This is a genomic window from Enterococcus sp. 12C11_DIV0727, from assembly GCF_002148425.2.
GTDB classification, from domain to species: domain Bacteria; phylum Bacillota; class Bacilli; order Lactobacillales; family Enterococcaceae; genus Enterococcus_L; species Enterococcus_L lemimoniae.
Window position 1 is genome coordinate 2,705,144 of the sequence record NZ_CP147248.1, and the last position, 26,549, is coordinate 2,731,692.

The window sequence follows — 26,549 nt, forward strand, 5'->3', positions numbered from 1 at the left end:
TGATTAACGTTTGACATTATATATCTTTAAAGTTAAACTATATGCAAGAATACGCTTACGAGGAGAGTACATATGTCTGTAAAAAAAGCTTGGACAAAAGAAGAACGTTATCGACCATATCAAGAATGGGATAAAACGCACTTGGCCTTATTAAAAGAGAAAATTGTTAATTCTAAATGGCGTTTAGGGTATCATATCCAGCCAAATACTGGCTTACTAAATGATCCAAATGGTTTTTCATATTTTAATAATCAATGGCATGTGTTTTATCAATCATACCCAATGGGAGCTGTTCATGGGCTAAAATCTTGGTATCATCTGACATCTGATAATTTAGTGGATTGGAAAGAAGAGGGAACGAAAGTGTTTCCAGATAGTTTGTATGATAGTCATGGTGTTTATTCGGGGTCTGCTTTGCCTGTTTCGGACCAGTTGTTTCTTGCTTACACAGGAAATGTTCGTGATGCAGAGTGGGTTCGTCATTCTTATCAGTTAGGTGCCTGGATGGATGACTCTGGAACAGTTAGGAAAATCGAAACGCCGCTGATTACTGAACCACCGGCAGGTTACACATCTGAATTTAGAGACCCCCAAGTGTTCCGTTCCGATGATGAGTACTTGATGGTCATAGGTGCTCAAAATGAGGCTGAAAAAGGAAAGATTCTTACTTATCAGAGTTCTGATTTGCTTACATGGCAGTGCAAGGGTGAATTAGAGTTTACCGATAAAGAAATGGGTTTTATGATTGAATGTCCTAATTTACTAGTAACAAAAGATGCGGCATTACTTATTTTTTGTCCTCAAGGTTTAGAACCAGATATTTGCTCTTATCAAAATATTTATCCTAATACTTATGTTATCGGGGATTCTTACGATAGCGAAGCGAATCGTTTGATTCAGCCTACTGCATTAAAAAATCTAGATGAAGGGTTTGATGTATATGCTACACAAGCCTTTCAAGCACCAGATAACCGTTTATTGTCTATTAGTTGGGTAGGTTTACCGGAAATTGATTATCCAACGGATCAAGAAGAATGGGCCCATTGTTTAAGTAGTGTAAAAGAGCTACTTATAAAAGATAAAAAATTGTATCAACGTCCTGTCGCAGAAATGAAACAATTACGTGTAGGTGAAGCGATTGAGTTCAACCAAGATTCTGATTCTTTTTTTGAAACAGACACAAATCAGTATGAATTAATGCTATCATTTGACCCGCTTTCCTGTGGAACGCTTACTTTGTTTACGAATAAAGAACAAAATAAAGGATTAACGATTAATTTTGACTCGCAACATGGTAAAATAACGATAGACCGTAGTCAAGCTGGTGCTGTTTTTGGAGAAGAATATGGATTTGTTCGATCGTTTTCTGTTGAACAAAAACCTTTGGAACTACAAATCTTTGTAGATTCTTCGATTGTTGAGATTTTCATCAATGAAGGTGAACAAGTAGCAACAATGCGAGTCTTTCCAGAAACATATCAGACAGGAGTCCATCTAGATTGTGATGGAGTCTATCAAGGGAAATTATGGCAACTGCGGAAAACTAACCAATAAAGGATGAATGAACATGGTTGTCAAACTAACGGATGTAGCAAAGAAAGCCGGTGTTTCTCCCACTACTGTTTCTCGTGTTATTAATAATTATGGTTCTTTAAGCCAAAAAACGATTGATAAAGTAAATTTGGCAATGAAAGAGCTGAATTATCAACCAAATTCTTTAGCTCGTTCTTTACAAGGAAAAAATACACAACTGATTGGATTGATTTTTCCAACTGTTGCAAATCCTTTTTTTGGTGAGCTCGTTGAAAGAATCGAAGGAAAACTATTTGATTTAGGCTACCGTGTTATTTTGTGTGATAGTGCCAATAATAAAGAAAAAGAACGTCATTATATTAATATGCTTGCTGCGAATAAAGTAGATGGGATCATAGCTGGTGCTCACAACCTAGGAATCACTGAATATGAAGATATCGAGCTGCCTATTGTTTCTTTTGACCGTTATTTAGCTGACAATATTCCAATCATTGGCAGCGATAATTTTCAAGGGGGCTATCTAGCTACTGAAACATTATTTGTTAAAGGTGCACGAAAAATTGCGATTCTTACTGGTTCACAAGAATCCAATTCGCCTACAAATTTTCGCTTAAATGGGTATTTAAGTTTCTTAGAGAAACACGAATTAGAACCTAAAATTTTTCAGATTCAAACAACGGCTAGATCAACAACGTTGAAAAATTTAGAAATCAAACATATTTTAGAAACAGAAGAAATCGACAGCTTGTTTTGTACGGATGATTTAACGGCTATCCTAGCATACAATCAATGTCAGCAGTTGAAGATAAACGTTCCTGAGCAAATCAAGATCATTGGGTATGATGGGACCAAATTCATTCAAAATTATTTTCCTCAACTATCAACGATTGCCCAACCAATGGCTGATTATGCAGATATTTTAGTAGATTTGTTGTTACAACGAATCCAAAATCCAGAAAAAAAGCTTGAAAAAAATTACCTGCTACCGGTAAAACTAATTCAAGGTCAAACAACATAACCCTTAAAAGGAGTGAACAATATGTTATACGGTGCAATCGAGGCTGGAGGCACGAAATTTGTTTGTGCAGTAGGAAACGAAAACTTAGAAATAATTGAGCGTGTATCGTTTCCTACAGAAACACCTGAAAAAACCATGCGCTCTGTGATTGATTTTTTCAAAAAATTTGAAACACTCTCAACTATTGGAGTCGGATCATTTGGCCCAATCGATGTTAAACGAGAGTCTGAAACGTATGGTTATATTACATCTACACCTAAACTTGCATGGAAGAATTTTGATTTTGTTGGGTATTTAAAAGACCAGTTGGCTAACATTTCTGTTGCTTGGACAACGGATGTAAATGCGGCTTGTTATGGGGAATATGTTGCAGGATGCGGTAAAGGGTTATCAAATGTAGTGTATTATACTATCGGAACAGGAGTTGGTGGTGGTGCTTTAGTAGATGGGCAATTCGTTGAAGGCTTTAGCCATCCCGAAATGGGCCATGCAATGGTTCGACGACATCCTGATGATACATTTATCGGTAGTTGTCCGTACCACAAAGACTGTTTGGAAGGCTTGGCTGCAGGACCTGCCATCGAGAAAAGAACGGGGACTAAAGGACAGGATTTACCACCAGAAGATTCGTCATGGGATATTGAAGCATACTACATTGCACAATGTGCGTATAATACGACCTTACTTTTTTCTCCACAAATAATTATTTTTGGCGGCGGCGTTATGAAGCAAGAACAATTAAGAAAAAAAGTCCAAGAACAATTCGCCAAGCTCATTAACGATTATGTGAAATATCCAGATTTATCGACTTATATCGTTACTCCTCAATTGGGGGACAATGCTGGTGTGATTGGTGGTCTCGCTTTAGCGAAGGATTTGTATCTACAGGCTTAACCAAAGGTGACAAAGTAGAAGCCACTATAGACTATCGTTCAATGACTTATAATTTAATCGATGTGTGATCTTTTTTTTCATATTATTGATTTGACAGTCTATCCAACTATTATTCACTTCCAATACGAAGAGTAATATCATAACTAGGAATATTTTTAGAAATCTCGCCATAAATGGACTAAATAATAAAAGAAACGTTCTACACTTACAATCAGATCAAGATTACAACAATAGACATTGTAAGTAAAAACACAATCTTGTATAATAAAACTAATCAGAAAAGCTACTTCTACTTCCTAGTAGAAGTACTTTTTTTATCTAAATTTAAAGGAGGAAAAAGTATGTTTTTAAATTTTATCGGGTTAACGTTATTCTTTGGTATGGGAATATTAGTTGCAAATGGTCTTAGTTTAATGATCACAAAAGGGAGAAATATCAAAAAAATCCTTGTGTTAGTGGTTATTGAGCTACTTTTGCTGGGCAGTTTCTTATTTATTGCCTTACCTAGTAAGACACTGTCAACTATTCTATGGATCAACCTAATAGGGGCTGTGGTTGCAAGTGGTTTATTATTAGCAAGTCGTTCTCTTAGCCAAGCCTCTAATAAAATCTTGCATAAAGGGCATAAAACTACTGGGATAACCGGAGTGAATGATTGGTCTGGGCGTGTATTAGGCCTTAGTATTGTTGCAATGGTTTTATTATTCATTGTTAGTTCTGTAACGAAGATAACAGCGATTGATGATGTCTACCAAACGATTCCTTTGAAGACTGAAGAAAAGGCAGAGGTTTTAACATCTACCAAAGAAACGCCGATAGCCATTGCACCGAAAACAGCAAAACGTAAAATGTTACAAAAGTTCTCAGTGATTCCAAATTCCAATATGTTTACACTGGATGGGATTACAGCGCAAGTTGTGAATGGGGAATATGTCTATGTTGCAACAGTAGAGTTTAATGGATTTTTCAAATGGTCAAAATTAGGAGCAGTTCCTGGCTACTTCATTATTAGCGCAACGGATATCAATGCGCAACCAAAATTTGTGGAAAAGCCGATCATTTACACACCTTCAGCTTATTTTGGGAAAGATGTTGCACGTAAAATCTATGCAGCGTATCCTGATTATGCGGCTACAGGGAAAATCAATTTGGAAATCGATGAAGAGGGAAATCCTTTTTATATCCAAACATTATATAAAGAATACGGTGTTTCTGGTCGAATGAACTATAACGAATTTAAGACAGCCGTTTTAAATGCTACAACGGGCAAAGTGAAAGTCTATGACAGCAAAGATGCGCCCAAATTTGTAGATGCGCCAATCACAAGTTCTGCTGCCAACAGTATCAATGAATACTTTGGACGTTATAGCCAAGGTTGGTGGAATCAAACGATGTTTGGTGCTAAAAAAGATGTTAAAATCCCGACGGAAAATGGTATCTATGCATCAGGTCAAATCACACCAATGATGAATAAAGAAGGCAGTCAATTATTGTATTTTACAGATTTTACAAGTGGAGATGAGGATCAAGATTCCGCTTTAGGCTATTCACTGATCAATGCCAGAACAGGTCAAGTAACCTATTATCGTGATACAAAAGTCGGGATCATGGATAGCGATGGCGCCATTTCGATTGCAGCGAAAATTTACCCAGAGAAAAAATGGAAAGCCAGTATGCCAGTGTTGTATAATATCGATGGTGTTCCAACTTGGATTGTTTCTTTAATGGACAGTAAAGGGATTTTCAAAAAATATGTGTATGTCAATGCAGTTGATAATGATATTGTGGTGGATGCTGATGCGGCACAAAATGCATTGGATGCTTACCGAATTGAATTAGCAACAAAAGGCAGTAATAATACAAGTAGTGAAGCTGCGGATTTACAAGAAATCAAAGGAAGTGTTTCTCGTGTGACGATTGTTGCTAGTGAGGCACAAACTGTTGTTTCTTTCTTATTGGAGAACGATAAAATCATCTACAGTGTGACAACAAATAATAGTCCAATGGCTCTTTTCTTGAAAGAAGGGGACAAGGTGGCGTTCAAAGCATCAGTTACAGCAGATGTAAAAGCTGCCAGTATTGAAAATCTTGTGATTGAAGGGCTAGAATAGTGATCTAGAAAAGTTTAGCGGTAACAGCATATAACGACTATAAACCTAGAGGGGAAAAGGCCCTCTAGGTTATTTTAATAGACTAAAAACGAGTAATGAAAAAATGGAACAGCCCTATTTTTCTTTTACTTTAGCACTTATATTATTTGCTCAGGGAAGACCTGGCTAAATACGAGCTAAAAACACAATTTTATTTTCACTCATATCTATCTTTCCTCGTTTTAATCCCAAGCTATCATCTAGTTAATTCAATTCTTTTGACATTCCAAAGGGCAATTCCCAAGAATAGAACACTGCTCACGATCAAAATCATGACAGGAATCAAGACATCGTGTTGATAGTTCAAAACAATCCCTAGTTCTTTTTGAACTGCCAGTGCAATTTTGGGAGAATCAGAAGCAAACGCATTTTCTGTCAGAATCTTTCGGATCAAAACAATCCCACTTGTTAGAGGGAAATATTGAATCACGTTTCCTGTTGCCTCTGGTAAGCTGCCGATCGGGACATAACAGCCAGTTAAAAAACCAAGTAATGGACCGATAATAGAGGTCATCGTTGAAAATGTATCAATTCGACGGAAAAAACTGGCAATAAAAAACATAAATGCTGAAGAACATAAAACGGTCAGCAGACTTGCTAAAATGAGTAAACCAAATTGTTTAAAGGATAGCAAAGCACCATTTGAAATAAAGACGATATACAACTCAGAGACAATGATCACACCTAATGTCACGAACATTGAAATAAAAAAGGTACTGAGAAAATACCCCAACATGATGTGTTTTTTTGAAATAGGTGAAATCATAAAGTCTGTATAAACATTACGTTCTTTGTCACGGATCAATTGGCTGACTGAACCTAACGTAGAGCTGGCTGAGACAATTCCAATCACACCAGCTAGCATCCAAGTGTCAATCACTAATTGCGGCTGCGAAAGCATTGATAATTGCTTGATCATGCTATCTCCTAATAAAAATACATATAAACCGATCATGATAAAGGCACCTATGAAGGAACCCACTACTGCTTGTTTATTTTTAAAAAATAAGGTTAATCCTCTATATACTAATGCATTCATTTTAGTTGTTCTCCTTCTTGGCAATCGATAAAAAGACATCTTCTAGTGTGTTACACTGGTAGGTCTTTTTTAAATTTTCAGGTGTGTCATAAGCGACCGTTCGACCTTCTGCTAGCATTAAGATTCGATCGGAATCTCTGGCTTCTTCCATATAGTGGGTAGTTAAGACGATGGTCATCTGATATTTTTCTTTTAACTGATGGATCAATAGCCACATATCGGCACGAGAGAGGATATCTAATCCTGTAGTCGGTTCATCGAGAAATAATAATTTAGGTGTGTTCAATAATGCTCGGGCAATATCTACCTTACGTCGTTCTCCTCCCGATAAAACACCATAACGCTTATTTAGTAGATGACTTCCTTGAACGTCCTGTAATTTTATTTTGGCTAGTTCTTTTGCTTCTTTCCAATTTTTAGTATAAAAATAAGCTCTCATAACTAAATTTTCTTTTACTGACAATTCAGAATCCATAATGCTATTTTGAAATACGACTGATATCAGTGATTTGTGTTCTAAAGAATCTGACCCTATTTTTTTGCCATCTAATTCTATTTCTCCAGTGTCAGCTTTGAGTAATCCTAAAAGCAAGGAAATCAAAGTTGATTTTCCAGCACCATTTGGACCGAGAATAGAAAATAACTCACCGTTTCTAATGGAAAATGAGACAGAATCCAATACGACTTGCTCCCCATATTTTTTTCCAAGCGTTGTTACGTTGACTAATTCATTCATCTGATTTGCTCCTTTTTATTCTTGTTGATAAATCAACTATAACTGCTAAGATTTTAAGGAACAATAGTATTTTCCTAAGTGGTTAAAATTCAAAACCAAGAGGTAAAAAAATATGCAAAAATTCACGAAAATGAAAAGAAACAAAGGATTCTCAATGTTGAGATTGAATAGATCCAACTTATTGTTCTTCAAATTTTCATGAATTTTTGCTCATCGTTAATTAGTATAGTCTAACCTAACCTTGTTTTCGTTTTTGGATAAATTGATTGATCTTTTCTGCTTCTTTGAGGTCATTGCTATACATAATAAATCGGATAAACAGATAAATCAGCACAACGATGACATAATTCAGTAATAGCCCACCAAAACCTAGTTTCCAATGAAGCAAACGATTTGCTAGGGTTATTTGCAAACAAACAATCAGTAAGTAGATCCCGTGATTTAGTAGGATTCTTTGGCTAGAGTATTTTTCATGATCTTCAATAAGAAAGTGTAATGAACCAGAAATCGCGGCAATCAATAACATATAGCCGAGAGAATGAGTTAATGCATCGGTTTGTAGAACGAAATTGAGTATGACCAGTGTTGTAAAGATCAATGAGGTCAAACGAAAAGCTTCTTTCAAATAGTTGATTATCTTCATATTTATCGCTCCATTCCAAGACATTTTTTTAATTCTGGAACATATTTTCTCGAGATCGCAACTTTTTCCTCATTGATCAAACGAGCTTCAAATCGTCCGCTAATCAAGGGGGCAATTGCTTGGATTGCTTCGATATTAAGCAACATCGATTTTGAGATACGGATAAAATCAAAGTGCATTAATTTTTCTTCGAGTTGGTAAAGTTTGTCATTACTTTGATACACTTGTTTTTCAGTATAAATAAAGCTTCTTTTATCGACGACTTCAATATATAAAACATCAGAAAACAAAATTTTGTAGAGCGCATTTTCTGCCTCGCCAATTAAAAAATGCTCTTCTTCATTGAGGATGCTGATTACTTTTTCAATGGTTGGTGATAGTTGATGAAGCTTAAATATGGCTTGTTCTTCAGTGGTTGGATCAATAATTTCAATAGTAGTTTTCACACTCGTTTCCTTTCTAACGTAGACTTATTGCCATTATTATAGCATAAGGGCAATCTGCTTTAGAGCATGATTTGATTAGTTGCTGTCTTAGAAGCGTTAGAGTAAACTTACTGGTAGAAAGAGGTATGCGTACTTCATATCCAAAAGGAGGAATAATGATGAATGTTACACAATTATCTAGTGATACGTTAAAGAGAGCACAAGAGCGTTTTGAAGAGACCTTGGATCAAATGAGTGTGGATGAAGCGAATACGATGCCGGCAGCCTTGATTAAATCAGTTACCTGGTTAATCTGGCATACGGCAAGAGAACTGGACTATCAGATTTCTGAACTTAATCAGACCAAGCCGTTATGGTTATCAGCAGGCTGGAGTACGAAATTTGCATTGGATTTACCGGATGACACAGAAGATTGGCATCATACACCAGAAGAAGCTGCAAAAGTCAAAGTAACGGAGAAAGCATTACTATCTGAGTATTTAAAAGCAAGCGTAGATCTTACCAATACGTATTTAGCAACACTTGAGGGAAAAAATCTTAGTGATGTTGTAGATAGAAACTGGACACCAGTTGTCACACGGCAGGCGCGGATTGTTTCTGCTATCGACGATGCTGTGATGCATTCAGGGCAAGCTGTGTATACAAGAAGATTGGTGATTGGGAAGTAGTTAAGAGTAAAGTGTGGGAACCTTCGTTTTAAATGTCAACTGAAATAGAGTGTTGAGTCGAGCAAAAAGAAACGCTATTTAAGTATTTTATGTACTTAGAATAGCGTTTCTTTTTATTGATCAGGATGACGTACTGGATTCCCTTAAAATCAATGAAACGGGAACCACAATTTGGCGACCTAATTCTCCTTTTTTACTAATCAATTCTAGCAACGATTCCACCGCATAGTTGGCAATCAAGGTAGTATTTTGGCGTACAGATGAGAGTGTAGGCGTCGTATATTTTCCAGCGTAAGTATCATCGAAACCAATTAATTTTATTTTTTTAGGAACATCGATTTGATTTTTCTTTAGACTTAGCATTAACTCTAACGCAATTAAATCATTGATCGAAAAAATGCCATCTACATTCGGATTTTTCTTAAGAAAAGTAAGCAAATTTTGCTCGAAATCTGAATGTTCAATATCGATAGAAAGTAAGTGTTGTTTTGCATTGAAGGGGATACTATTTTTCTTTAATGCATCTTTAAAGCCTTTCAACCGTTCTTTAGCGCTAGTTGATTTTTGATTATGCATCGCAATAATAGGATGCAGACATCCTTCATGGATTAATTCTTCGGCACTTTCAAAAGCGCCTTGATAATGATTGGACGAGATGAAAATAGTATTTTCTTTCTTTTTCGGTTCGCGATCAATGCAGATATAAGGGATTTTCTTTTCAGCACTAGAAGAATCAAACTCAAACTCTTCCGCGCCCGAAATCACGATTAGGCCATCTACCCCTTTGCCTTCCAAAATGCGTAGGTACGCAAGTTCTTTTTCTGAGCTTCTAGAGGTATTACAAATAATGGTGGAGTAGCCTTTAGCAAATAAAATTTCTTCCAATTGTTGAACAACATCAGAAAAGAAATAATTACTGATATCCGGTACTAAAATTCCAATCGTAAATGATTTATTCATGCGTAAATTTTTCGCGCTATAGTTCATTTTATAGCCAGTGTCTTCAATAACCTTGAGCACTTTTTTTCTAGTTTCAGCTGAAAAGCGGCCGTTATCATTAATGACCCTAGAAACAGTCGCAACAGAAACTCCGGCAATCTCAGCAATATCTTTGATCGAATAGTTTTTCATAGATAGCATCCTTTTGAGTAATCGTTCTCTTTTTTCTTTTATATTTAATATTATTTTCTCATAAATTCTAGCTGAATACAAACATTCAAGGCAAATTTTGATTGACAGGTTAAAATATTGGTGATATATTGTCCATAAACAAAGGTAAACGATTACTCAATTTTTTTTTGAAGCTTGGGTAATCGTTATCTCAAGAGAGGAGGAAATACAATGGACAAATTATTATGTCCCTCAATGATGTGTGCAGACTTTTCTAATTTAAAAAAGGATACGCAAGAACTTGATCAAGCGGGGGTCGATATTTTTCATATGGATATTATGGATGGTCGTTTTGTTCCCAATTTTGGAATGGGTTTGCAAGATTTTGAACTCGTTCGTTCTGTTACGGATAAATTGTTGGATGTTCATTTAATGATTCAAGAACCAAGTAAGTACGTAGAGAAGTTTGCGGACCTTGGGGCGGATATTATTTATATTCATCCTGAGGCTGACCAGCAGGCTGCCAGAACATTGGCTATGATCCAGCAGAAAGGGAAAAAAGCAGGTATTGCAATCAACCCGGGAACCTCAGTTGAAACGATCCTGGATTTACTATTTTTAGTGGATTATGTGATGGTGATGACTGTAAATCCTGGATTTGCAGGGCAACAATATTTAGCGTATACAGATTCTAAAATAGAAAAACTCGTGGGCTTATCAAAAATACATCATTTTGAAGTAATGGTTGATGGGGCAATTTCACCAGAAAAAGTGGCACAATTAAGTAAAAATGGTGTGACAGGTTTTGTATTAGGAACATCGGCATTATTTGGGAAAGCGGGAACTTATCAAGAAATACTGACAGAATTAAGAAAATAATAGAATTGAGTACACAAAAATAGTTTAGTTCTCACTAACAGGAGGAATCAGTTTATGAAATTGGCAATTGGCAGTGATCATGTTGGCTTTGAACTAAAGCCGATTATTATCGATTATCTAAAAGAATTGGGACATGACGTTGAGGACTTTGGCGCATATTCGTCAGAACGAACGGATTATCCTCAATATGGTAAAAAAGTAGCAGAAGAAGTTGCTTCTGGAAACGTTGATGGTGGGATTTTGATTTGTGGAACAGGTGTTGGGATTTCGATTTCTGCCAATAAAGTAAAAGGAATTCGTGCAGTTGTTTGTAGCGAACCCTATTCAGCACGGCTATCTAAAGAGCATAACAACACGAATATCCTTGCGTTTGGTTCTCGAGTGATTGGGAGCGAACTAGCAAAAATGATAGTAAAAGAATGGTTAGATGCTTCCTTTGAAGGGGGAAGGCATGCCAAACGAGTAGAGATGATTCGGCAGTTAGAGAATTAAACAAGAGTTTACTCTCTTTATTAATGGATAATTATGATTAAATTTGAAATAAAATGAAAAAAAATGGTTGAAATTGAAAATGAGAGATGCTATTATGGGGGTGTAGAAGAGAAAAGGAGGAATAAAAATGAAGTTAGCGACAAGAATCAATTCATTTTTACCAAAATTCAATAATGATGTAGAAGAAGTCTTGCAAGAATTTAATCGCTTAGGATTAACACATGTTGATTTTAATTATCCAGAACATGTAGAAACGATTTCTGCTAAAAAAATGAAAGGGATTTTACAAGCCAATAAGTTGCAGGCTAATGGGGTTGCTTTACGGTTTCGAGATGAATTTATTAACGGGGAACTTGGAAATGCGGATCAAAGGATTTCAATGAAAGCTATACAGTTATGTAAAGAAGCCTGTGATTACTGCCGTGAAGTCGGGGGCGAGGTTGTGACTATTTGGTTAGGCTTTGATGGGTTTGATTACTCATTTCAGATTGAGTATGAAAAAGTTTGGAATCAAATCAAAGACTGTCTGATCGAAATCACTGATTACGCACCAGACCTTAAGATTAGTATTGAGTATAAGCCGTTCCAACCAAGAGCATATGCCTTTTTAGATAGTTTTGGAGTAGCGTTATCAATGGTTCATGAGGTCGGTCGTGAGAATTTGGGCATTACGTTAGATTATTGTCATATGCTGATGAAACATGAAAATCCTGCATATGGAGCAAGCATTTTAGGTAGTCGGGAAAAATTGTTTGGGGTTCATTTAAATGATGGCTATGGATTGAATGATGATGGTTTGATGATCGGGACAAGTACATTGATCAAAACGATCGAATTTATCTATTATACGAAACTGCATAACTACGATCATGCATTTTATTTTGATACATTCCCAGTGATTGAAGAGCCAGTAGCTGAATGTGAAAGAAACATCAAGATGATCAAAAAAATCGATTCGATCATAGATAGATTAGGGATGGACTATATTGCGGAGCTAATCAAGCAAAATAGTGGAGTGAAAGTAAGTGATTTAGTATTAGAAATCTTAATTTAAGATTTCTAATACTAAGTTCTAACAATAAAAAGAATCAGGGGAGTGAATAAAGATGGACTTCAAATTAGCAGCAAAAGAAATTTTAGAAAATGTTGGCGGCGCAGATAATTTAGCGAATATGACACATTGTGCTACACGATTGAGATTAACATTGAAAGATCCTTCTAAGGCAAATGATGAGGCAATCAAAGAGATTGATGGTGTTGTCAATATTGTCAACAAAGCCGGACAATATCAAATTTTGATCGGAACTGAAGTACCGAAGTTATACGATGAATTTGAAGCATTAGTTACAGACGATGATGGTAGTGTTCAAGTAAATAATGATGGCGAGAGTTCTGGTAACATTGTTAGTAATATTTTTTCAGCTATCTCAGCCATTTTTGCTCCGTTATTACCTGCCTTAGCGGGTTCGGGTATTCTACGAGGCTTGTTAATCTTAGCTGTGCAAACGGGTATTTTATCCGAAGCTAGTGGAACGTATAGTATTTTAAATGTTGCGTCAATGAGTGTCTTTTATTTTTTACCAGTATTGTTAGCGTTTACTTCAGCTAGAAGGTTTGGCGCTAGTCCTTATTTATCTGCATTGATAGGTGCAGCATTACTAAATCCAGAATTTATTGCATTGATGGGAGATACTGGAAATGGTGCTACAACAAGCTTTTTAAAAATCCCTGTTGTTTTAATGAATTATAATTCTACAGTTGTTCCCATTATTCTCTCAATTTGGGCGTTTTCTTATCTGTATAAGTTTTTAGATAAGAAAGTTCCAGAAACACTAAAATTAGTTATTATTCCATTAATCTCTCTAGCAGTCATGATCCCATTGACGGTGATCGTTATTGGTCCAATTGGTGTTTATAGTGGTGAAGCTGTTGCACAAGTTGTTAATTGGTTGATTGAACGCAGCAGTATTTTAACGGGTATCTTGATTGGCGGTGGTTGGAGTGTTCTTGTGAGTTTAGGGATTCACTGGGCCGTTAATCCAATCATGATCAACAATGTTTCAACTTATGGTTTTGATTATATTGTCCCATTTACGTTTGCCTGTAACTTTGCGGTAATTGGGACGACGATCGGTGTCTATTTTAAAGCAAGAAATAACAAGCTCCGTAGTTTTGCTGTCACCGGTTTAGTTACAGTTGCTCTTTCAGCGATTATCGAGCCTACTTTATTCGGTTTATTAGTAAAAAATAAAAAGTTGTTTTTAGCGCAAATCATTGGTGGGGCTGTAGGCGGGGCTTATTTAGGCTTAACCAAAGTAGTAACAAACGCCTTTGTGTTTGGTAGTGTGACAACTTTTCCGGCTTTTGTGACCGATAATGCATCAAATTTTATTCAAGCGATGATTGGATTAGGGATCTCGTTAGCAGTATCAGCTATTTTAGCTTATATGTTTACGGAAAGGGAAGAAATGTTATCTTAAAAACGTCAAAGAACTTCTTTCAAATTCGTTTATTTCGTTACTATTTATCCATATTTATGGTATTTTAAGAATGTATATCCTTCTTGAACTAGTTCGTAATGAAAAAATGAAAGGAGTTTCTTATGATTCCCTATGTACGACAAGAGAAAATTATAGAAATACTAGAAAATAGAGAGCTGATCAAAATCGAAGAACTACAAACCTTAATTCCGGAAGTGTCTATGTCTACTCTTCGACGTGATTTAAAAGAGCTTGAAGGGTTAAATAAGGTCCAAACTTTGTCAGGAGGCGCTGTCAAGATTTGTTCAAGTGTTTCGGAGCTGCCTATGTCAACCAAATCTAGTTTGCAAACAAAAGAAAAACTGTATATAGCTGAATTGGCTGCTCGTGAGGTTGTCACTGGAGAAACGATTTATCTAGATTCTGGTTCCACGTGTACGACATTATTAAGAGAATTACTTAAAAAGAAAATCAAGATCATTACTACAAATACGGATGTTTTTCGATTGACGGGAGAATTTGAAGCAGAGATCACAGTTTTAGGTGGAACTTACGATCCTAAAATTTCGTCATTAAGTGGTCCGTTAGCTGAAGCAAACATTCAAAAATATATCTTTGATAAAGCGTTTCTAGGCGCAAACGGGATTGATTTAAAATTTGGTGTAACGACGCCAAATTTAGTTGAAGCAATCAAAAAAAAAACCGTCATCGATCATGCGAAAAAGTCATTTTTGTTATGTGATAGCTCTAAGTTTCATAAATCATCTGCAGTGAAATCCTTTGATTTGAATGAAGTTATTTTGATTTCGGATAAAGAGGATTCAGAGTTGTGTAAAGCAATGAAGATTATTGCGAAATAAGGGGCGGCACAATAAAGTGTTCGTTCTCTGGAAGAAAACAAGCGGTTGAGACAGAAGTTGCTTCTGTTCCAACCGCTTATTCAGACACTTATTTTTTCACATTTTTCCTACGCAAATTGAAATGCTAGAACGAAACAGGCTATGATATTGAAACCAGTTTCCTCATTATAATCATTTAAGCACGATTAGCGGTAGGGCTTTCGATGTATTTACTTTGAGGTTTTTGTGTTGTAAGGATAATGTAATAGATATTTCTATAAGAAAGTGTAATAATGTCAACGTTATCAGTCGTTTTTTTAGGTGCTGCAGTAGCAATAGTAGGCGGGGGGGTGCTAATAAAAAGCAATCTAAAAAATAAACATTGTATGGGACGCTAGTTAGAAAATTTCTTCTAACTAGCGTCCCATACTCAGGAATGTAATTCAAAACTGCTCATATAAATCATCATCAACTTCTCAATCCGCGCCCTCTATCAATCAAATACCAACAAACTGCATAAAGCACAGAGATAAAGAGAATCAAAATAACTAGAGACAAAATGATCGGGACATCGATCGTGCCGAGGAAACCATACCTAAAACCCGAAATCATATAGACAATCGGATTGACTTTAGAGATGGCTTGCCAAATCGGTGGCAACATTGAGATTGCGTAAAAGACACCACCAAGATAGGTTAATGGTTGCAAAACGAAGGTTGGAACGATAGAGACATCATCAAAGGATTGGGCAAAGATCCCATTTAATAAACCAGCTAATGAGAATAAAATAGCGGTCATAAGAAGGGTAATAATCACAATCGACCAAGAATAAACATGAAGTGGTACAAAGAATAAAGAAATTATGGTTACAAGTGTCCCAACTAGAACACTTCTGCCCAATCCGCCAAAGACAAATCCCCAAATAATAATGTGGGTTGGCACTGGTGCAACGAGTAATTCTTCAATATTTTTCTGGAACTTCTGTGAGAAAAATGAAGAAGAAACATTCGCATAAGAACTGGTGATAACAGACATCATGATTAGACCTGGAACAATAAATTCCATATAAGAAAATCCTTCCATCTGCCCGATCCGCCCACCGATCAGATTTCCGAAAATAACAAAATAGAGTGAAGTGGTAATGACTGGTGGTACTAAGGTTTGCACCCAAATCCGTAGATAACGATTCGTTTCTTTGACTGCAAGGCTTCTTAAAGCGGTGAAATATAACTTAAACATGTTCATTCTCCTTATTCGTATAAAAGTATTGATGCTTATGCCGTATACCATTCCACTAGCTTATACTTGGAAAGTGGAACTGGCATCCATTGGATGTTTTTCTTCTGTAATTTTTAGAAACAGTTCTTCTAATCGGTTGGATTTATTGCGCATGGAAAGCACCTGAATGCCTTGTTTTGTGAGTTGTTCAAACAAACCATTCAATCCTTGATTACGTTCAATCTCCACTTCAAGTGTTTGTTTATCTTCGAAGTTGGACGTATAACCAATAATTTCAGGTTCTTTGTCAAAAGGTGCTAAATCAAAGATAAATGTCTCAAACTGTAATTTTGACAGTAATGTTTTCATGCTCGTATTTTCAATCAGCTGCCCTGATTGAATAATGCCAATATTTCGGCAAAGCATCTCAGCTTCTTCTAAATAATGAGTTGTCAGAATGATCGTTGTGCCGTTTTCATTCAACTCTCTTAGAAAATCCCACATTTCCCGTCTTAGTTCAATATCAACTCCGGCTGTAGGTTCATCTAAAATAAGTAGACGAGGCTCATGCATCAAAGCACGTGCAATCATCAATCTACGCTTCATTCCGCCTGAAAGCATTCTGGCACGAACATTACGTTTTTCCCAGAGATCCGACTGTTTCAGATATTTCTCGCTGCGTTTCAAGGCTTCTTTTTTTGAAACACCATAGTAACCAGCTTGATTGACAACAATTTGCTCGACTGTTTCAAATGGGTTAAAGTTAAACTCTTGAGGAACCAGACCGATTTGTTGTTTAGCCATAACTAAATCAGTGTCCAAATCGTAACCAAAAACCTTTACTTTCCCAGAAGTTTTATTGACAAGGGAAGTGATGATCCCGATGGTTGTTGATTTACCCGCTCCATTTGGTCCTAAAAGAGCGTAAAAGTCACCTTCTTCTACGGCTAAGTCGATCCCTTTAAGAGCTTCAACCCCGCTGCCATAGACTTTTTTTAAATCCGTTATTTCAAGTGCATACGTCATTTAATCATGATCTCCTTTTGTTTCTTTATTGTTTTGGCAAAGACAATCTTCTCCACTATCAGAAAGCAATTGCACCATAGAACGCATAAATTCCTTTACAAAGTCTTCTTTTAAAGTGTAATGATGCCACTGACCTTGTTTGCTGACAGATACAATTCCGGCACTTTCTAAGACCTTCATATGATGAGAAAGTGTGGGTTGCGTAAAATCAAAATGCTTTAATACGTTACAAGCACACATACTACTGTAAGAAAGTAAATCAATTATTTTCATACGTTTTGGATCAGCCATCGCTTTTAGTACCAATGAAATTTTTTCGTAATCCATCTCTATTCCTCCTGAACATAGATAACTGTCTATGTTCAATATAGAGGAACATGAATAGAATGTCAAGCAGTGCTGGTGCTGCGAAATAGGTAGGAAAAGAGAAATAAATCCGAATAATTCTCTTGCTAAAATAAAGTCCGATTCGGTAGAATTTACATTTAAATCGACGCCACTTCATCACACGTAGTAATACTGTTATAATAGAAAAGCAAACGAGTATGGTCAACGAAAAAAATGTATTTAGAGGAGAAAATAAAACAATATGAGAAATATCAGATTAACGATCGAGTATGATGGAACTAGATATCTTGGCTGGCAAAGACTTGGTGACTCAGATAAAACGATTCAAGGGAAAATCGAAAATATCCTAACACAAATGACACGTTCAAAAATTGAAATCATTGGTTCTGGTCGAACGGATGCTGGAACCCATGCCCGAGGACAGATTGCTAATTTCAAAACAGATAGCAAAATGGAACGACCAGAGATGATTGAATTTCTAAATCGTTATCTGCCAAAGGATATTGTTGTCAAAAAGCTTGAAGAAGTGCCTGAACGATTCCATGCTCGGTACAATGCTGAAGGGAAAAAATATAGTTATTATGTCTGGAACGATGCGATTCCGTCTGCGTTTGAACGTAATTATAGTTTTCACTATTCTGAAGAACTTGATGTTGAATTAATGAATGAAGCTTGCCGTAAATTAATTGGAACTCATGACTTTATTGGCTTTTCTTCTCTTAAAAAGACGAAAAAGTCTACGACTCGAACAATCAAAGAACTAGCAATCCAAAAAGAAGGTAAGCTGATTCATTTTACCTTTATTGGGGATGGCTTCTTGCATAAAATGGTTAGAATCCTGATGGGGACAATTTTAGAAATCGGTACTGGAACATTGAAGTTAGAGGTAATTGACGAGGTATTTAAAAATAAAATCAGAAGTGAGGCTGGAATCACAGTACCTGCTCAAGGGCTATTTTTAGATGAGGTTTATTATTGAGCCTGATAGTGATAATTAGAAAGTGAGTTTCGCCAAACTGTTAAATAACCAGAGTTTGGGACAAAAGTTGGTTCACTTTTTGTTAAATACGTTAATCCTGAATAAATGGTGGGGGCAGAAGCAGCTTATTTCTCGGGTCTAAACGCTTCTGTCCCAACCTCTGGTTATTTAGATTTTATGGATTGATTGGTTTCGGAAGAATCAAGTTCAACAAACAACTGATACAAAGCCCCCAATAAATTCGAAGAATTTCGAAAAGCACAGGCTTCTATAACAAGAGGAGGAAATGTTTGTCCCAGCATTGTTTCTTCCTGTCTAACAATAGAATATTGCATCTGAATCATTTCAATCAGACTGTCTTGGGCACTGATGCCACCACCAATCACGATTTTTTCTAAATCTAATAAGACTTGCATATCGATCAGAAGAATGGCAATATCACGACAATAATGTTCAAATAAGGTGGTTAAAGCAAGCGATGAGTGTTCTGTTATTGCCAGAAAAACAGCGTCATGATCGTCTGTTGAAACATCTAGCAGTGCAGTAGCTTCTTTCATAAATTTTACGGCAGACCCATGAAAACCAAAGATTTGAGGTTGTTCAGGATTTGGTGATTGTCGAATCAGAAAGCTTAGTTCACCTGCTTGAAAATGTGGACCTTGGTGTAAATGATTATCTAAAATCAATCCACCGCCAATGCCAGTGCCTAAAACGACTGCTGCACCATTTTCAATTCCTTTTAGATTACCGATCCACCATTCCGCTAATGCTGCTGCCTTACCATCATTGATCACTGCAAAGGGTAAATCAGTAATACTGGCAATCCATTCTTTCATAGAAAAATCATAAAGAAATAGCAAGGCCCCTCCAGTATGGACATACCCTTTAGCTGAATCGATTCTACCCGGACAACTCATAGCGATTCCTTTTATTTGTTCTTTTTGAGCAGTTATTTCAGAAGTAATCACTTCTTTGAATAGCACCAAAGTTTTAGGAGTGGATCGTCGCCAAGTTTGAATAAAATTGCCAGCCCGATCGATCAGCCCAAATTTAATATAAGTTCCACCAACATCAATACTTAAATAATGCATCATTCAACCCTCCGAATTCCCAATAAATTACTTTTGTATCCATCTTAAAGAAAACGGATGAAAAAAGCAATTTCCTCATTATTACACTCTTTGGCAATATCACTTTTTTGATTTAAATGAAAGACATGTCCTAGCTCTGAGCCATCTGAATTTGTATAAAGTTTGTAGGTTGTTTCAACGCCAACGGAGGTTAAATGATCAGCCAATGGTTTGGCAATTTCTTTTAGAAAATCATGGGTAGATGTTGCAACAAAAGCTGGTGGGAAATCAGCTGTGATGTAGCTTTCTACCGGAAACTGACTTTCAAGTGTAGGTGTCATTGTTTCACCAAAGTAAAACGGAAAATCTTGATTAACGGCAGCGTTTTGTCCAATGAAATAGGCACCGCAATTCAAAGCAACTGCTTTAAATTGAACGGCTGCAATCTTAAATGAAAATTTTTGTGCATAAGTTGGATTGCTTGTTAACGTTGCATATTGTTCTGCTAGTTGCCCGCCTGCGCTATCGCCAACTAAGAAAAGGTTATTTAGATCAATATAGTAGTTTTTTCCATGTTCGATCAACCAATTCATTAAGGCGTTGGTATCTTCCAATGGCGCTGGATAGCGATGATCTGGCGCTAAACGATAATTAAAGTTTACGACAGTAAAGCCTTGTGTGGCTAAATACATGGTGTAAAAACGATAAAGTTCTTTGTCTCCATAGAAGAAACCACCACCGTGGATATTGATGATTGTTGGTAAGCAATGATCCGTCCCTTTTGGATAGTAAATATCAAATGTATTTTCAATGCCATATGGACCGTAGGATAAATCCTTGAATGTTTCTAAAGTGTCAGGTTCAGTTAAACCAAAATCACGCTTTTGGTCGGTTTCTTGCATTTGGATACGCATTGTTGGAATATCAATTGCTAGCATAGTTGTTGCCTCCTAATTAATTTTTTAGTAAAGATCGATTTTTTTCTTTTATCAGTAAGCTAGTCCCCATCACTACAGCAAGCGCTAAAAAACCGCCGGATGCTACTAACATACTGAATGCAGGTGAAGAATTTCCAAATAAATTTCCTAAAGTATTTAATAATATTGGTGAGAAAAAAACACCGATGTTGGTTGCGATAATCAAACAAGTATAAGAAATATTAATGGCATTTTTTGGTGCTACTTTTGCAGTCCAAGTATAGATGAAAGGCACCGAGGCACCAAAACCAATCCCGATCAAGAGAACGCCAATAATCAAAATTGGCAAATTACTGGATTTACTGATAATAAAAAACCCAATCGCAGCTAGAAGTAATCCTAGCGGTAAAAGCGTTTGCTTCAGTAGCTTGTGTATTTTCCCATAAAATAGACCAATGGGAATACCAACGAGTGTGCTAAGACCAGCGCTAATTGATACGCTGCTGGTACTGCCGATACCGCTAGAAACAATAAATTCCGGTAGTTTCACAACAGATGTCATAAAGAAGGCAAACAGGAAAAAAATTAGGACAGATAAACCAATCACAGCTAAATTAAAGGTTATTTTTTCTGGAGCTGCGGCTTTTGATGTAGTTGCTGCTTTCTTTTCATCGATCGTCACAAAAAAGCTAAATAATAGTAGTACTGGGATAATAATCAAATAAGCCCAAAATGTTTGGTGCCAGCCTAAAGTGACCAAGTAACTGATTAAAAAAGATAATGCGGCACTACCTAGCGAACCAGCTACAGATTGATAGCCCATCATCGTGGATAATTCGTCTCCTTGATAAAATTCAGCCAGTAAACTTACTGCTAAAGAATTGAATAACCCGATTCCAGCCCCAAACATAAAGCGAGAAGCAAGAATCATTGAATAGTTGTTAATGATTGCTGGTAAAATCCCGCTTACTAAAGCAATACATAAGCCGAGTATCACAGTATTTTTTTTCCAAAAAAAACGAATACAGAGTGGACTGATCAAGAGCGCTAAGATAATGCCAAAGTTTGGTACTGTTAACAGGGTCTCAATTGCTGACTTTGACTGATCAGGAAAATCTGTAAACATTAATGGTAAAGCAGCTGAAATAATGGGTGCTGACATTAACAGAACCGAAACTGAGAGCAGAGACAATTTAAAAAGCCAATGCTGTTTTTGTAACTTCATAGTCGATAACCTACCTTTCTTTTGTTACTTGTATTATAAATGCAAGCGTTTACTTACGAGGGTAGGAAACTGACTATTTTTTTTGATTTTTATGACTTACTTTCAAATTTTGCCGATAGTTCAAAGGGGTCATACCATAACTCTTTTTAAATTTACTGATCAACGATTTATGATTGGCAAAACCACAACTATCGGAAATGGCTTTGATAGAACGAGTTGTGTGGGCGATTTGTTGAAAAGCTGCTTGTAAACGAATCTCTGATACATATTCCATCACTGACATGTCCATATACTTTTTGAATTTCCGAGAAAAATAGCTAGGTGCTAAATGATTTGCTTCTGCTAATTCACTGACAGTAAGAGGACTAGCAAAATACTGCTGAATATAGACTAAAACACTATCGATCCAAGCAAACTCCTCTGTTGTACCAACCGAAAAATCATTTTTGATTTCACGAACACTAGAAAAAGCTTTCGTTAGATGATAAAGAATATCATAAACCAAACTCAAGATTTTTAAACTAGAAAATGCGTCAGGCTGTTCCATTACTTGAAATAAGTGGTAAAAGTATTGCTGCAATTCTTTATAGTGTTGTTGTTGTGATAACGTTCGTTGCTGTTCTGGCGGAATTTCATAAAAACGGTAGCTAAATTCAGGTATATATTCTGTCATAAAGGAATATGGAATCAAAATGGACAGAGCACTATTTTCTTCATCGTCTTTAGTGGAGCCAGAGATAGCATGAACCTCATTAGGATTGATCACCAAAATCGTTCCAGTTGTTGGGGCATAGTGTTGTCCATTGATAATAAACTCATCGATCTTTCCTTTTGCAGTGAAACTTAATTCAAAAGAACGGTGCCAATGCTTAGGGATAGTTGCGTTAGTATTTTTGTGAACGATCACTTTAAATGGCAGTTGGTCTTTAGTAACATCAACGATTTCATGCTGAAACATTTTTACCTCTCAATAAAAAGATTTTAAATGTATAGTAGCATGAATTACTCAATTTAAATAGTAGGATGTGATGGTTATAAAGGATAATGAATAGTTCAATTGCGTGAAAAATTTTCGTTGGTTGCTTATAATTAGAGTATGTAGTCATCTGATAAGATAATGTAATCTGTTATGATTTTACCATGTGTTATCTAGCTGCGTGGGCTAGTCTCTCGGAAAAAAGATAAAATCTGAGTGTGGCAAGGAACGCCGCAAACATAATTTCCTATTTTTCAGTCGAGACTGAATGAGCCCACTACGCCTTTGCTTTGAAACACGGTGAATAGAGTGAACTGATGTTGAAAAGTACAAGGTGAAACGAAGTGGAACGTTGTTACCATGTATTATCTAGCTGCGTGGTCTAGTCTCTCGGAAAAAAGATAAAATCTGAGTGTGGCAAGGAACGCCACAAACATAATTTCCTATTTTTCAGTCGAGACTGAATGAGCCCACTACGCTTTTAGTGTTAGGAGGAATAAAATGAATGTTCTTAAAAAGTATGGCTTCTACTTTCTATTATTAGGCGCAATAAGCGATTTTTTAACGCCTTATATTTTAGGTTTTTTTTACCCAGAAATAAACCAGCTGACCATGGTAATCAGTATTTTTGGTGATATAAATAGTCCTGTCAGGCAAGTTTTTTTAATTTGGTCTGTGGTATCGGGTCTATTGTTTGTTTTAGCATTACCAGCAATATATCATGCTTTTATTCGTACATCGCGAACGTTGGCAATCTTGCTAACGGCTTCGATTGGGGTGTATGGTGTTGGCGATTGTATTTTTACGGGACTTTTTAGTATTAATACTGAACAAGCAACTTGGACTCTTTCTACGTGGATTCATAATATTGGTTCTGGGTTAGGTTATGCAGGATTTTTACTTTTTCCGTTCTTTTTATCTTTACTGTATCGCAAGCAAAAGCAAGTAATGTATAGTAAATTATATTTTAGTTTACTGGGAACTAGCCTTTTTTTCGCAGGTATTTATGGATTAGCCCGAATCCCAACACTAGAACAATTGCCGCTTCTGAATCAAATTGGTTTTTGTCAGCGCATTAGTTTCTTTTTTAATTATTTACCGATTGTCATTTTTGCTATAGAACGAATTAAAAATAGTAAAGCTGTGGATAATTAAAATGAAGCGAGTGAAACAGAAGCGTTTAATCCCGATAAATAGAGGATGAAGCAAAAGTGTTTTTTTACTTTTGTTTTATCCTTTTCTTATTTTAATGAAGCCCTATAGATGAATTATTCTCTTTTTTAAGAAATAACATATAAAATGTATGAAGTTTTCTTTTGTGAAGGGATAAACTATTGCTTGTGGTAAAAAACATTAGGTGAAACGAAGTGGAACGTTGTTACCGTGTGTTATCTAGCTACGCGGGCTAGCCTCTCGGCAAAAAGACAAAAATGGAATGAGGCAAAAAGAACCTCAGTCAATTTTTCCTATTTTCCAGTCGAGGCTGGACGATCCCACTACGCTTTTAATTTTAGGAGGTTTTAAAATGTTAACGAAAATGTCAAAGAGTAGAAGGGTTGCAATGATTATCGCTATTTTTGTGATTTTACTTGGGATTGGTACGTTTGGGGACTTAGCTATCTCAAATGCGGTGATGAGTCAAAATTAATACATTGCAACTTTTTTACAAAATTATGCCTGTTTTCCAGTAGGTGTTGTTATTATGATGAGCGGAGAAATTATCATTCATCACGCGATTCGATCGAGTCAGCCAAGTATCGCAAAATTATTGATTGTTATTGCTGGTGTAGGTCTAGCATTTTATGGAATATGGTATTATCTAAAATTTGCTATCCAATATACATTATCATCCATCCAAAACGTGGAGCACAATAGACCGATTGGACAAGCAAATAATGATGAGGGAGCCAATCCAACATTATCGACTGCTATCAATATCATCATTTGTTTTGTGGTTTTTGCAATAGCGACAGTGATCATCCAAAACTGGTTAAGACGTAAAACGGCTGAAGAGCTGGATCGTTTGATGCGCGTGGCGATCTTAGGTATTGCCGTGGCATTTGTTTATTTAATGTGTGTAGAAGAAATCAAAATCTTGTGGGGACGAGTTCGACCTTATGAGCTGAATGCTGCTCAAGATAATTTTACTCCGTGGTATAAAATGAACGGCCCGACAGGCCACAAATCATTTCCATCAGGACATTCTTGTGAAAGTATGTTTGCCTTATTCTTTCCTTTATATGCTAGTCCTAAAAATATAAAGTTACGAAAAAATTTATTGATTTTTGGGATTACTTGGGGAGCCATTACAGCAATCAGTAGAGTATTATTAGGTTGTCATTTCTTTAGTGATGCAACAATGGGTGCTTTTATTATTATTTTCTTGATTTTTGTTGGAACAAGATGTGCACAGCTTAATTTAGTAAAAGAATAAGTCGTTTTATCAAATGTCACTCGCTCCGAGAAATACGCTCTCTTTTTATTATCAACTCTGCTTGTCATAAAGCAAATAGTAATGGATAATACAAGTAGGGAAAAGTGTAGGTCATAAAGGGAGTGTGCAATGATGAAAAAGTTATTGATTGGGGTATGTTCATGTGTGATTATTGGTTTAATGGCGAGTTGCTCAAATAATAAGAGCGTGACTTCAACGACCAGTGATGAAGCAACAGTAACCTCAACAAGTGACAAAAAACAAAAGGAATATGATTCAGCAATGGCTAAAGGGAAAGAAGCGATTGTCGATAAAGATATGTCTAAAGCTGTTGCGGCTTTTCAATTAGCATTGGAGTACAGAAAAGACAGTGATGAAGCCAAGAAATTAGCAGAACAAGTTACGTTATATCAAAACGTTCTCTCATTGAAAGATAAGAAAGAATATTCTAAGGCACTAAAAGAATTATCTGTATTAGTTGAAGCTAAAGATGGCTCAAAGGCGCTGAAACAATACGGTAAAGAATTGACAGAAGATATAAACAAAGAAATCGTTGAAGAGCGTGAAGATAGCAAAAAAGAAACAACTGAACCATCTAAACCAACAGCACCTTCAGCTCCGCCAACAGCGACAACAGATACAGTATGGAATCTTCAAAAAAGATCTGAGTTGCTTGCGTTTATGCAAAGTTGGGGCGATGTGATGGGGCAATCTTATATAGAGTATTCTCCTAGTTTTGAAGCAAACTGGTATGGTTATAGTTTCCCAAGTACATTAACTAGAAATAACATAGCTGTAGGAGGAAATCAAGTAATCCTTCAGTGGTCTGAAATGGGTACCGTTAGTGATATCTATAATGTTGTTGCTATCTATTCGGATATTGCTACAACGACTAAAATGGATAGACATTTATATCTTTTTACGATTCTAAACGGTCAGCCTGTAGTTTTGGTGACCATGCAAAATCAAGGGAATGCTGAAAATATGATTTACTTTGAACAGTCACAAAATGCCGACTTAAACAATGGCTTTGCTGAAATTGTTGGCAATTGATAAGGATAATTTGTTATTAAATCTGTCAAAAGAAAATTATATAAGTTCTGAGGTTGGGACAGGAGTATTTATCCCCGAGAAATAAGAAGGAATTCACGAAAATTGCCAAGAATCACAGTGAGTTTACGAACTGATGATGATTGGTACCTACTCGGTGCTCTTCAAATTTTTGTGACCAGGTAGGTACTGTGCAACATCAACTCGTTCCTCATTGTGTTTTACAGCAATTTCAGCTTATTTCCGAAGCCTTCAAATCTTAGTGCTTTAGCACTTAGAGTTTGATGTGATCGAAGCGGAGGCCTTTAACTCTAGCATGTTTCATGCGTAGAAGTTAATGAGATCGAAACGAAGTGTAGTGTAGTGGTTGCTTCTGCAT

At 36.3% G+C, this 26,549-nt stretch carries 27 protein-coding genes; 15 read left to right on the forward strand and 12 right to left on the reverse strand.

The genetic code is table 11. The features are described from left to right. The first annotated feature begins 72 nt into the window (after positions 1-72). The 4 genes from A5866_RS12785 to A5866_RS12800 all read left to right on the forward strand — a co-directional run bounded on the left by A5866_RS12785 (position 73) and on the right by A5866_RS12800 (position 5,556). Positions 73-1,554, forward strand: coding sequence for a sucrose-6-phosphate hydrolase (locus A5866_RS12785; RefSeq protein WP_086445183.1), 1,482 nt, complete (start codon positions 73-75; stop codon positions 1,552-1,554). Between the two features lie 13 nt (positions 1,555-1,567). Continuing rightward, positions 1,568-2,551, forward strand: a complete 984-nt coding sequence (locus A5866_RS12790; RefSeq protein WP_086277121.1) for a LacI family DNA-binding transcriptional regulator — start codon at positions 1,568-1,570, stop codon at positions 2,549-2,551. Positions 2,552-2,572: 21 nt separating this feature from the next. After that, complete coding sequence (locus A5866_RS12795; RefSeq protein WP_086277118.1) at positions 2,573-3,445, forward strand: ROK family protein; 873 nt, start codon at positions 2,573-2,575, stop codon at positions 3,443-3,445. Between the two features lie 341 nt (positions 3,446-3,786). Continuing rightward, entirely contained in the window at positions 3,787-5,556 is a 1,770-nt protein-coding gene (locus A5866_RS12800) for a DNA-binding protein (RefSeq protein ID WP_086277115.1), read from the forward strand. 235 nt (positions 5,557-5,791) lie between these two features. Here the strand turns inward: A5866_RS12800 and A5866_RS12805 are convergent, their stop codons facing one another. The 4 genes from A5866_RS12805 to A5866_RS12820 form a co-directional block, all read right to left on the reverse strand. Continuing rightward, the gene (locus A5866_RS12805) at positions 5,792-6,634 is read right to left on the reverse strand and encodes an ABC transporter permease (protein WP_086445182.1); all 843 of its coding nucleotides are present in this window, start codon (positions 6,632-6,634) and stop codon (positions 5,792-5,794) included. A gap of 1 nt (position 6,635) precedes the next feature. Next, positions 6,636-7,370, reverse strand: a complete 735-nt coding sequence (locus tag A5866_RS12810) for an ABC transporter ATP-binding protein (protein ID WP_086277110.1) — start codon at positions 7,368-7,370, stop codon at positions 6,636-6,638. Between the two features lie 235 nt (positions 7,371-7,605). Next, positions 7,606-8,013 carry a DUF3021 family protein gene (locus tag A5866_RS12815; RefSeq protein WP_176271358.1) on the reverse strand — a complete coding sequence of 136 codons (408 nt, stop codon included), beginning with the start codon at positions 8,011-8,013 and terminating at the stop codon, positions 7,606-7,608. A gap of 2 nt (positions 8,014-8,015) precedes the next feature. After that, the gene (locus A5866_RS12820) at positions 8,016-8,459 is read right to left on the reverse strand and encodes a LytTR family DNA-binding domain-containing protein (RefSeq protein WP_086445181.1); all 444 of its coding nucleotides are present in this window, start codon (positions 8,457-8,459) and stop codon (positions 8,016-8,018) included. A gap of 158 nt (positions 8,460-8,617) precedes the next feature. Between A5866_RS12820 and A5866_RS12825 the strand changes: the two genes are divergently transcribed. Beyond that, entirely contained in the window at positions 8,618-9,127 is a 510-nt protein-coding gene (locus tag A5866_RS12825) for a DinB family protein (RefSeq protein ID WP_086277101.1), read from the forward strand. A 120-nt stretch (positions 9,128-9,247) separates the two neighbouring features. Here A5866_RS12825 and A5866_RS12830 read toward each other — a convergent pair whose 3' ends face one another. After that, a complete protein-coding gene (locus A5866_RS12830) occupies positions 9,248-10,258 on the reverse strand; it encodes a LacI family DNA-binding transcriptional regulator (RefSeq protein ID WP_086277098.1) in 1,011 nt (336 codons plus the stop codon). A 210-nt stretch (positions 10,259-10,468) separates the two neighbouring features. Here A5866_RS12830 and rpe point away from each other — a divergent pair, with 210 nt between their 5' ends. From rpe to A5866_RS12855, 5 genes are all read left to right on the forward strand, one after another. Next, on the forward strand, positions 10,469-11,116 hold the full coding sequence (rpe, locus tag A5866_RS12835; RefSeq protein WP_086445180.1) for a ribulose-phosphate 3-epimerase: 648 nt from the start codon (positions 10,469-10,471) through the stop codon (positions 11,114-11,116). A gap of 54 nt (positions 11,117-11,170) precedes the next feature. Continuing rightward, positions 11,171-11,608 carry a ribose 5-phosphate isomerase B gene (gene rpiB, locus A5866_RS12840; protein WP_086277091.1) on the forward strand — a complete coding sequence of 146 codons (438 nt, stop codon included), beginning with the start codon at positions 11,171-11,173 and terminating at the stop codon, positions 11,606-11,608. A gap of 127 nt (positions 11,609-11,735) precedes the next feature. After that, positions 11,736-12,662 carry a sugar phosphate isomerase/epimerase family protein gene (locus A5866_RS12845; RefSeq protein ID WP_086445179.1) on the forward strand — a complete coding sequence of 309 codons (927 nt, stop codon included), beginning with the start codon at positions 11,736-11,738 and terminating at the stop codon, positions 12,660-12,662. Between the two features lie 52 nt (positions 12,663-12,714). Next, complete coding sequence (locus tag A5866_RS12850; protein ID WP_086277085.1) at positions 12,715-14,088, forward strand: PTS transporter subunit EIIC; 1,374 nt, start codon at positions 12,715-12,717, stop codon at positions 14,086-14,088. A gap of 122 nt (positions 14,089-14,210) precedes the next feature. Beyond that, a complete protein-coding gene (locus tag A5866_RS12855) occupies positions 14,211-14,948 on the forward strand; it encodes a DeoR/GlpR family DNA-binding transcription regulator (protein WP_086445178.1) in 738 nt (245 codons plus the stop codon). 447 nt (positions 14,949-15,395) lie between these two features. Here the strand turns inward: A5866_RS12855 and A5866_RS12860 are convergent, their stop codons facing one another. From A5866_RS12860 to A5866_RS12870, 3 genes are read right to left on the reverse strand one after another with little or no spacing between them, the layout of a single operon-like run. Continuing rightward, the gene (locus A5866_RS12860) at positions 15,396-16,166 is read right to left on the reverse strand and encodes an ABC transporter permease (RefSeq protein ID WP_086277080.1); all 771 of its coding nucleotides are present in this window, start codon (positions 16,164-16,166) and stop codon (positions 15,396-15,398) included. Positions 16,167-16,226: 60 nt separating this feature from the next. After that, positions 16,227-17,171, reverse strand: a complete 945-nt coding sequence (locus A5866_RS12865; RefSeq protein ID WP_086277077.1) for an ABC transporter ATP-binding protein — start codon at positions 17,169-17,171, stop codon at positions 16,227-16,229. Continuing rightward, positions 17,172-17,498 (reverse strand): ArsR/SmtB family transcription factor, encoded by a 327-nt coding sequence (locus A5866_RS12870; RefSeq protein WP_086445177.1) that lies wholly within the window; start codon positions 17,496-17,498, stop codon positions 17,172-17,174. A gap of 262 nt (positions 17,499-17,760) precedes the next feature. On the opposite strand from A5866_RS12870, the gene truA reads away from it, so the two are divergent. Further along, positions 17,761-18,498, forward strand: coding sequence for a tRNA pseudouridine(38-40) synthase TruA (truA, locus tag A5866_RS12875; RefSeq protein ID WP_086445176.1), 738 nt, complete (start codon positions 17,761-17,763; stop codon positions 18,496-18,498). 164 nt (positions 18,499-18,662) lie between these two features. On the opposite strand, the gene A5866_RS12880 is transcribed toward truA, so the two are convergent. The 4 genes from A5866_RS12880 to A5866_RS12895 form a co-directional block, all read right to left on the reverse strand. Further along, positions 18,663-19,592, reverse strand: coding sequence for an ROK family protein (locus tag A5866_RS12880; protein ID WP_254907219.1), 930 nt, complete (start codon positions 19,590-19,592; stop codon positions 18,663-18,665). A 41-nt stretch (positions 19,593-19,633) separates the two neighbouring features. After that, positions 19,634-20,506 (reverse strand): alpha/beta hydrolase, encoded by an 873-nt coding sequence (locus A5866_RS12885; protein ID WP_086445175.1) that lies wholly within the window; start codon positions 20,504-20,506, stop codon positions 19,634-19,636. Between the two features lie 16 nt (positions 20,507-20,522). After that, complete coding sequence (locus A5866_RS12890; protein ID WP_086445174.1) at positions 20,523-21,710, reverse strand: MFS transporter; 1,188 nt, start codon at positions 21,708-21,710, stop codon at positions 20,523-20,525. A gap of 73 nt (positions 21,711-21,783) precedes the next feature. Further along, positions 21,784-22,668, reverse strand: a complete 885-nt coding sequence (locus A5866_RS12895; RefSeq protein ID WP_086445173.1) for an AraC family transcriptional regulator — start codon at positions 22,666-22,668, stop codon at positions 21,784-21,786. 519 nt (positions 22,669-23,187) lie between these two features. Here A5866_RS12895 and A5866_RS12900 point away from each other — a divergent pair. From A5866_RS12900 to A5866_RS12915, 4 genes are all read left to right on the forward strand, one after another. Next, a complete protein-coding gene (locus tag A5866_RS12900) occupies positions 23,188-23,841 on the forward strand; it encodes a DUF998 domain-containing protein (RefSeq protein WP_086445172.1) in 654 nt (217 codons plus the stop codon). Positions 23,842-24,211: 370 nt separating this feature from the next. Next, a complete protein-coding gene (locus tag A5866_RS12905; protein WP_254907218.1) occupies positions 24,212-24,334 on the forward strand; it encodes a hypothetical protein in 123 nt (40 codons plus the stop codon). 54 nt (positions 24,335-24,388) lie between these two features. After that, a complete protein-coding gene (locus A5866_RS12910; RefSeq protein WP_254907615.1) occupies positions 24,389-25,120 on the forward strand; it encodes a phosphatase PAP2 family protein in 732 nt (243 codons plus the stop codon). Between the two features lie 132 nt (positions 25,121-25,252). After that, entirely contained in the window at positions 25,253-26,173 is a 921-nt protein-coding gene (locus tag A5866_RS12915; protein ID WP_176332596.1) for a DUF4767 domain-containing protein, read from the forward strand. Positions 26,174-26,549 lie beyond the last annotated feature (376 nt).

Bases quoted from the DNA above. Each gene is read 5' to 3' on its own strand.
- A5866_RS12785 (WP_086445183.1), top strand. From the start codon at position 73: ATGTCTGTAAAAAAAGCTTGGACAAAAGAAGAACGTTATCGACCATAT.
- A5866_RS12790 (WP_086277121.1), top strand. From the start codon at position 1,568: ATGGTTGTCAAACTAACGGATGTAGCAAAGAAAGCCGGTGTTTCTCCC.
- A5866_RS12795 (WP_086277118.1), top strand. From the start codon at position 2,573: ATGTTATACGGTGCAATCGAGGCTGGAGGCACGAAATTTGTTTGTGCA.
- A5866_RS12800 (WP_086277115.1), top strand. From the start codon at position 3,787: ATGTTTTTAAATTTTATCGGGTTAACGTTATTCTTTGGTATGGGAATA.
- A5866_RS12805 (WP_086445182.1), bottom strand. From the start codon at position 6,634: ATGAATGCATTAGTATATAGAGGATTAACCTTATTTTTTAAAAATAAA.
- A5866_RS12810 (WP_086277110.1), bottom strand. From the start codon at position 7,370: ATGAATGAATTAGTCAACGTAACAACGCTTGGAAAAAAATATGGGGAG.
- A5866_RS12815 (WP_176271358.1), bottom strand. From the start codon at position 8,013: ATGAAGATAATCAACTATTTGAAAGAAGCTTTTCGTTTGACCTCATTG.
- A5866_RS12825 (WP_086277101.1), top strand. From the start codon at position 8,618: ATGAATGTTACACAATTATCTAGTGATACGTTAAAGAGAGCACAAGAG.
- A5866_RS12830 (WP_086277098.1), bottom strand. From the start codon at position 10,258: ATGAAAAACTATTCGATCAAAGATATTGCTGAGATTGCCGGAGTTTCT.
- rpe (WP_086445180.1), top strand. From the start codon at position 10,469: ATGGACAAATTATTATGTCCCTCAATGATGTGTGCAGACTTTTCTAAT.
- rpiB (WP_086277091.1), top strand. From the start codon at position 11,171: ATGAAATTGGCAATTGGCAGTGATCATGTTGGCTTTGAACTAAAGCCG.
- A5866_RS12845 (WP_086445179.1), top strand. From the start codon at position 11,736: ATGAAGTTAGCGACAAGAATCAATTCATTTTTACCAAAATTCAATAAT.
- A5866_RS12850 (WP_086277085.1), top strand. From the start codon at position 12,715: ATGGACTTCAAATTAGCAGCAAAAGAAATTTTAGAAAATGTTGGCGGC.
- A5866_RS12855 (WP_086445178.1), top strand. From the start codon at position 14,211: ATGATTCCCTATGTACGACAAGAGAAAATTATAGAAATACTAGAAAAT.
- A5866_RS12860 (WP_086277080.1), bottom strand. From the start codon at position 16,166: ATGTTTAAGTTATATTTCACCGCTTTAAGAAGCCTTGCAGTCAAAGAA.
- A5866_RS12865 (WP_086277077.1), bottom strand. From the start codon at position 17,171: ATGACGTATGCACTTGAAATAACGGATTTAAAAAAAGTCTATGGCAGC.
- A5866_RS12870 (WP_086445177.1), bottom strand. From the start codon at position 17,498: ATGGATTACGAAAAAATTTCATTGGTACTAAAAGCGATGGCTGATCCA.
- truA (WP_086445176.1), top strand. From the start codon at position 17,761: ATGAGAAATATCAGATTAACGATCGAGTATGATGGAACTAGATATCTT.
- A5866_RS12880 (WP_254907219.1), bottom strand. From the start codon at position 19,592: ATGATGCATTATTTAAGTATTGATGTTGGTGGAACTTATATTAAATTT.
- A5866_RS12885 (WP_086445175.1), bottom strand. From the start codon at position 20,506: ATGCTAGCAATTGATATTCCAACAATGCGTATCCAAATGCAAGAAACC.
- A5866_RS12890 (WP_086445174.1), bottom strand. From the start codon at position 21,710: ATGAAGTTACAAAAACAGCATTGGCTTTTTAAATTGTCTCTGCTCTCA.
- A5866_RS12895 (WP_086445173.1), bottom strand. From the start codon at position 22,668: ATGTTTCAGCATGAAATCGTTGATGTTACTAAAGACCAACTGCCATTT.
- A5866_RS12900 (WP_086445172.1), top strand. From the start codon at position 23,188: ATGAATGTTCTTAAAAAGTATGGCTTCTACTTTCTATTATTAGGCGCA.
- A5866_RS12905 (WP_254907218.1), top strand. From the start codon at position 24,212: ATGTTAACGAAAATGTCAAAGAGTAGAAGGGTTGCAATGATTATCGCT.
- A5866_RS12910 (WP_254907615.1), top strand. From the start codon at position 24,389: ATGATGAGCGGAGAAATTATCATTCATCACGCGATTCGATCGAGTCAG.
- A5866_RS12915 (WP_176332596.1), top strand. From the start codon at position 25,253: ATGAAAAAGTTATTGATTGGGGTATGTTCATGTGTGATTATTGGTTTA.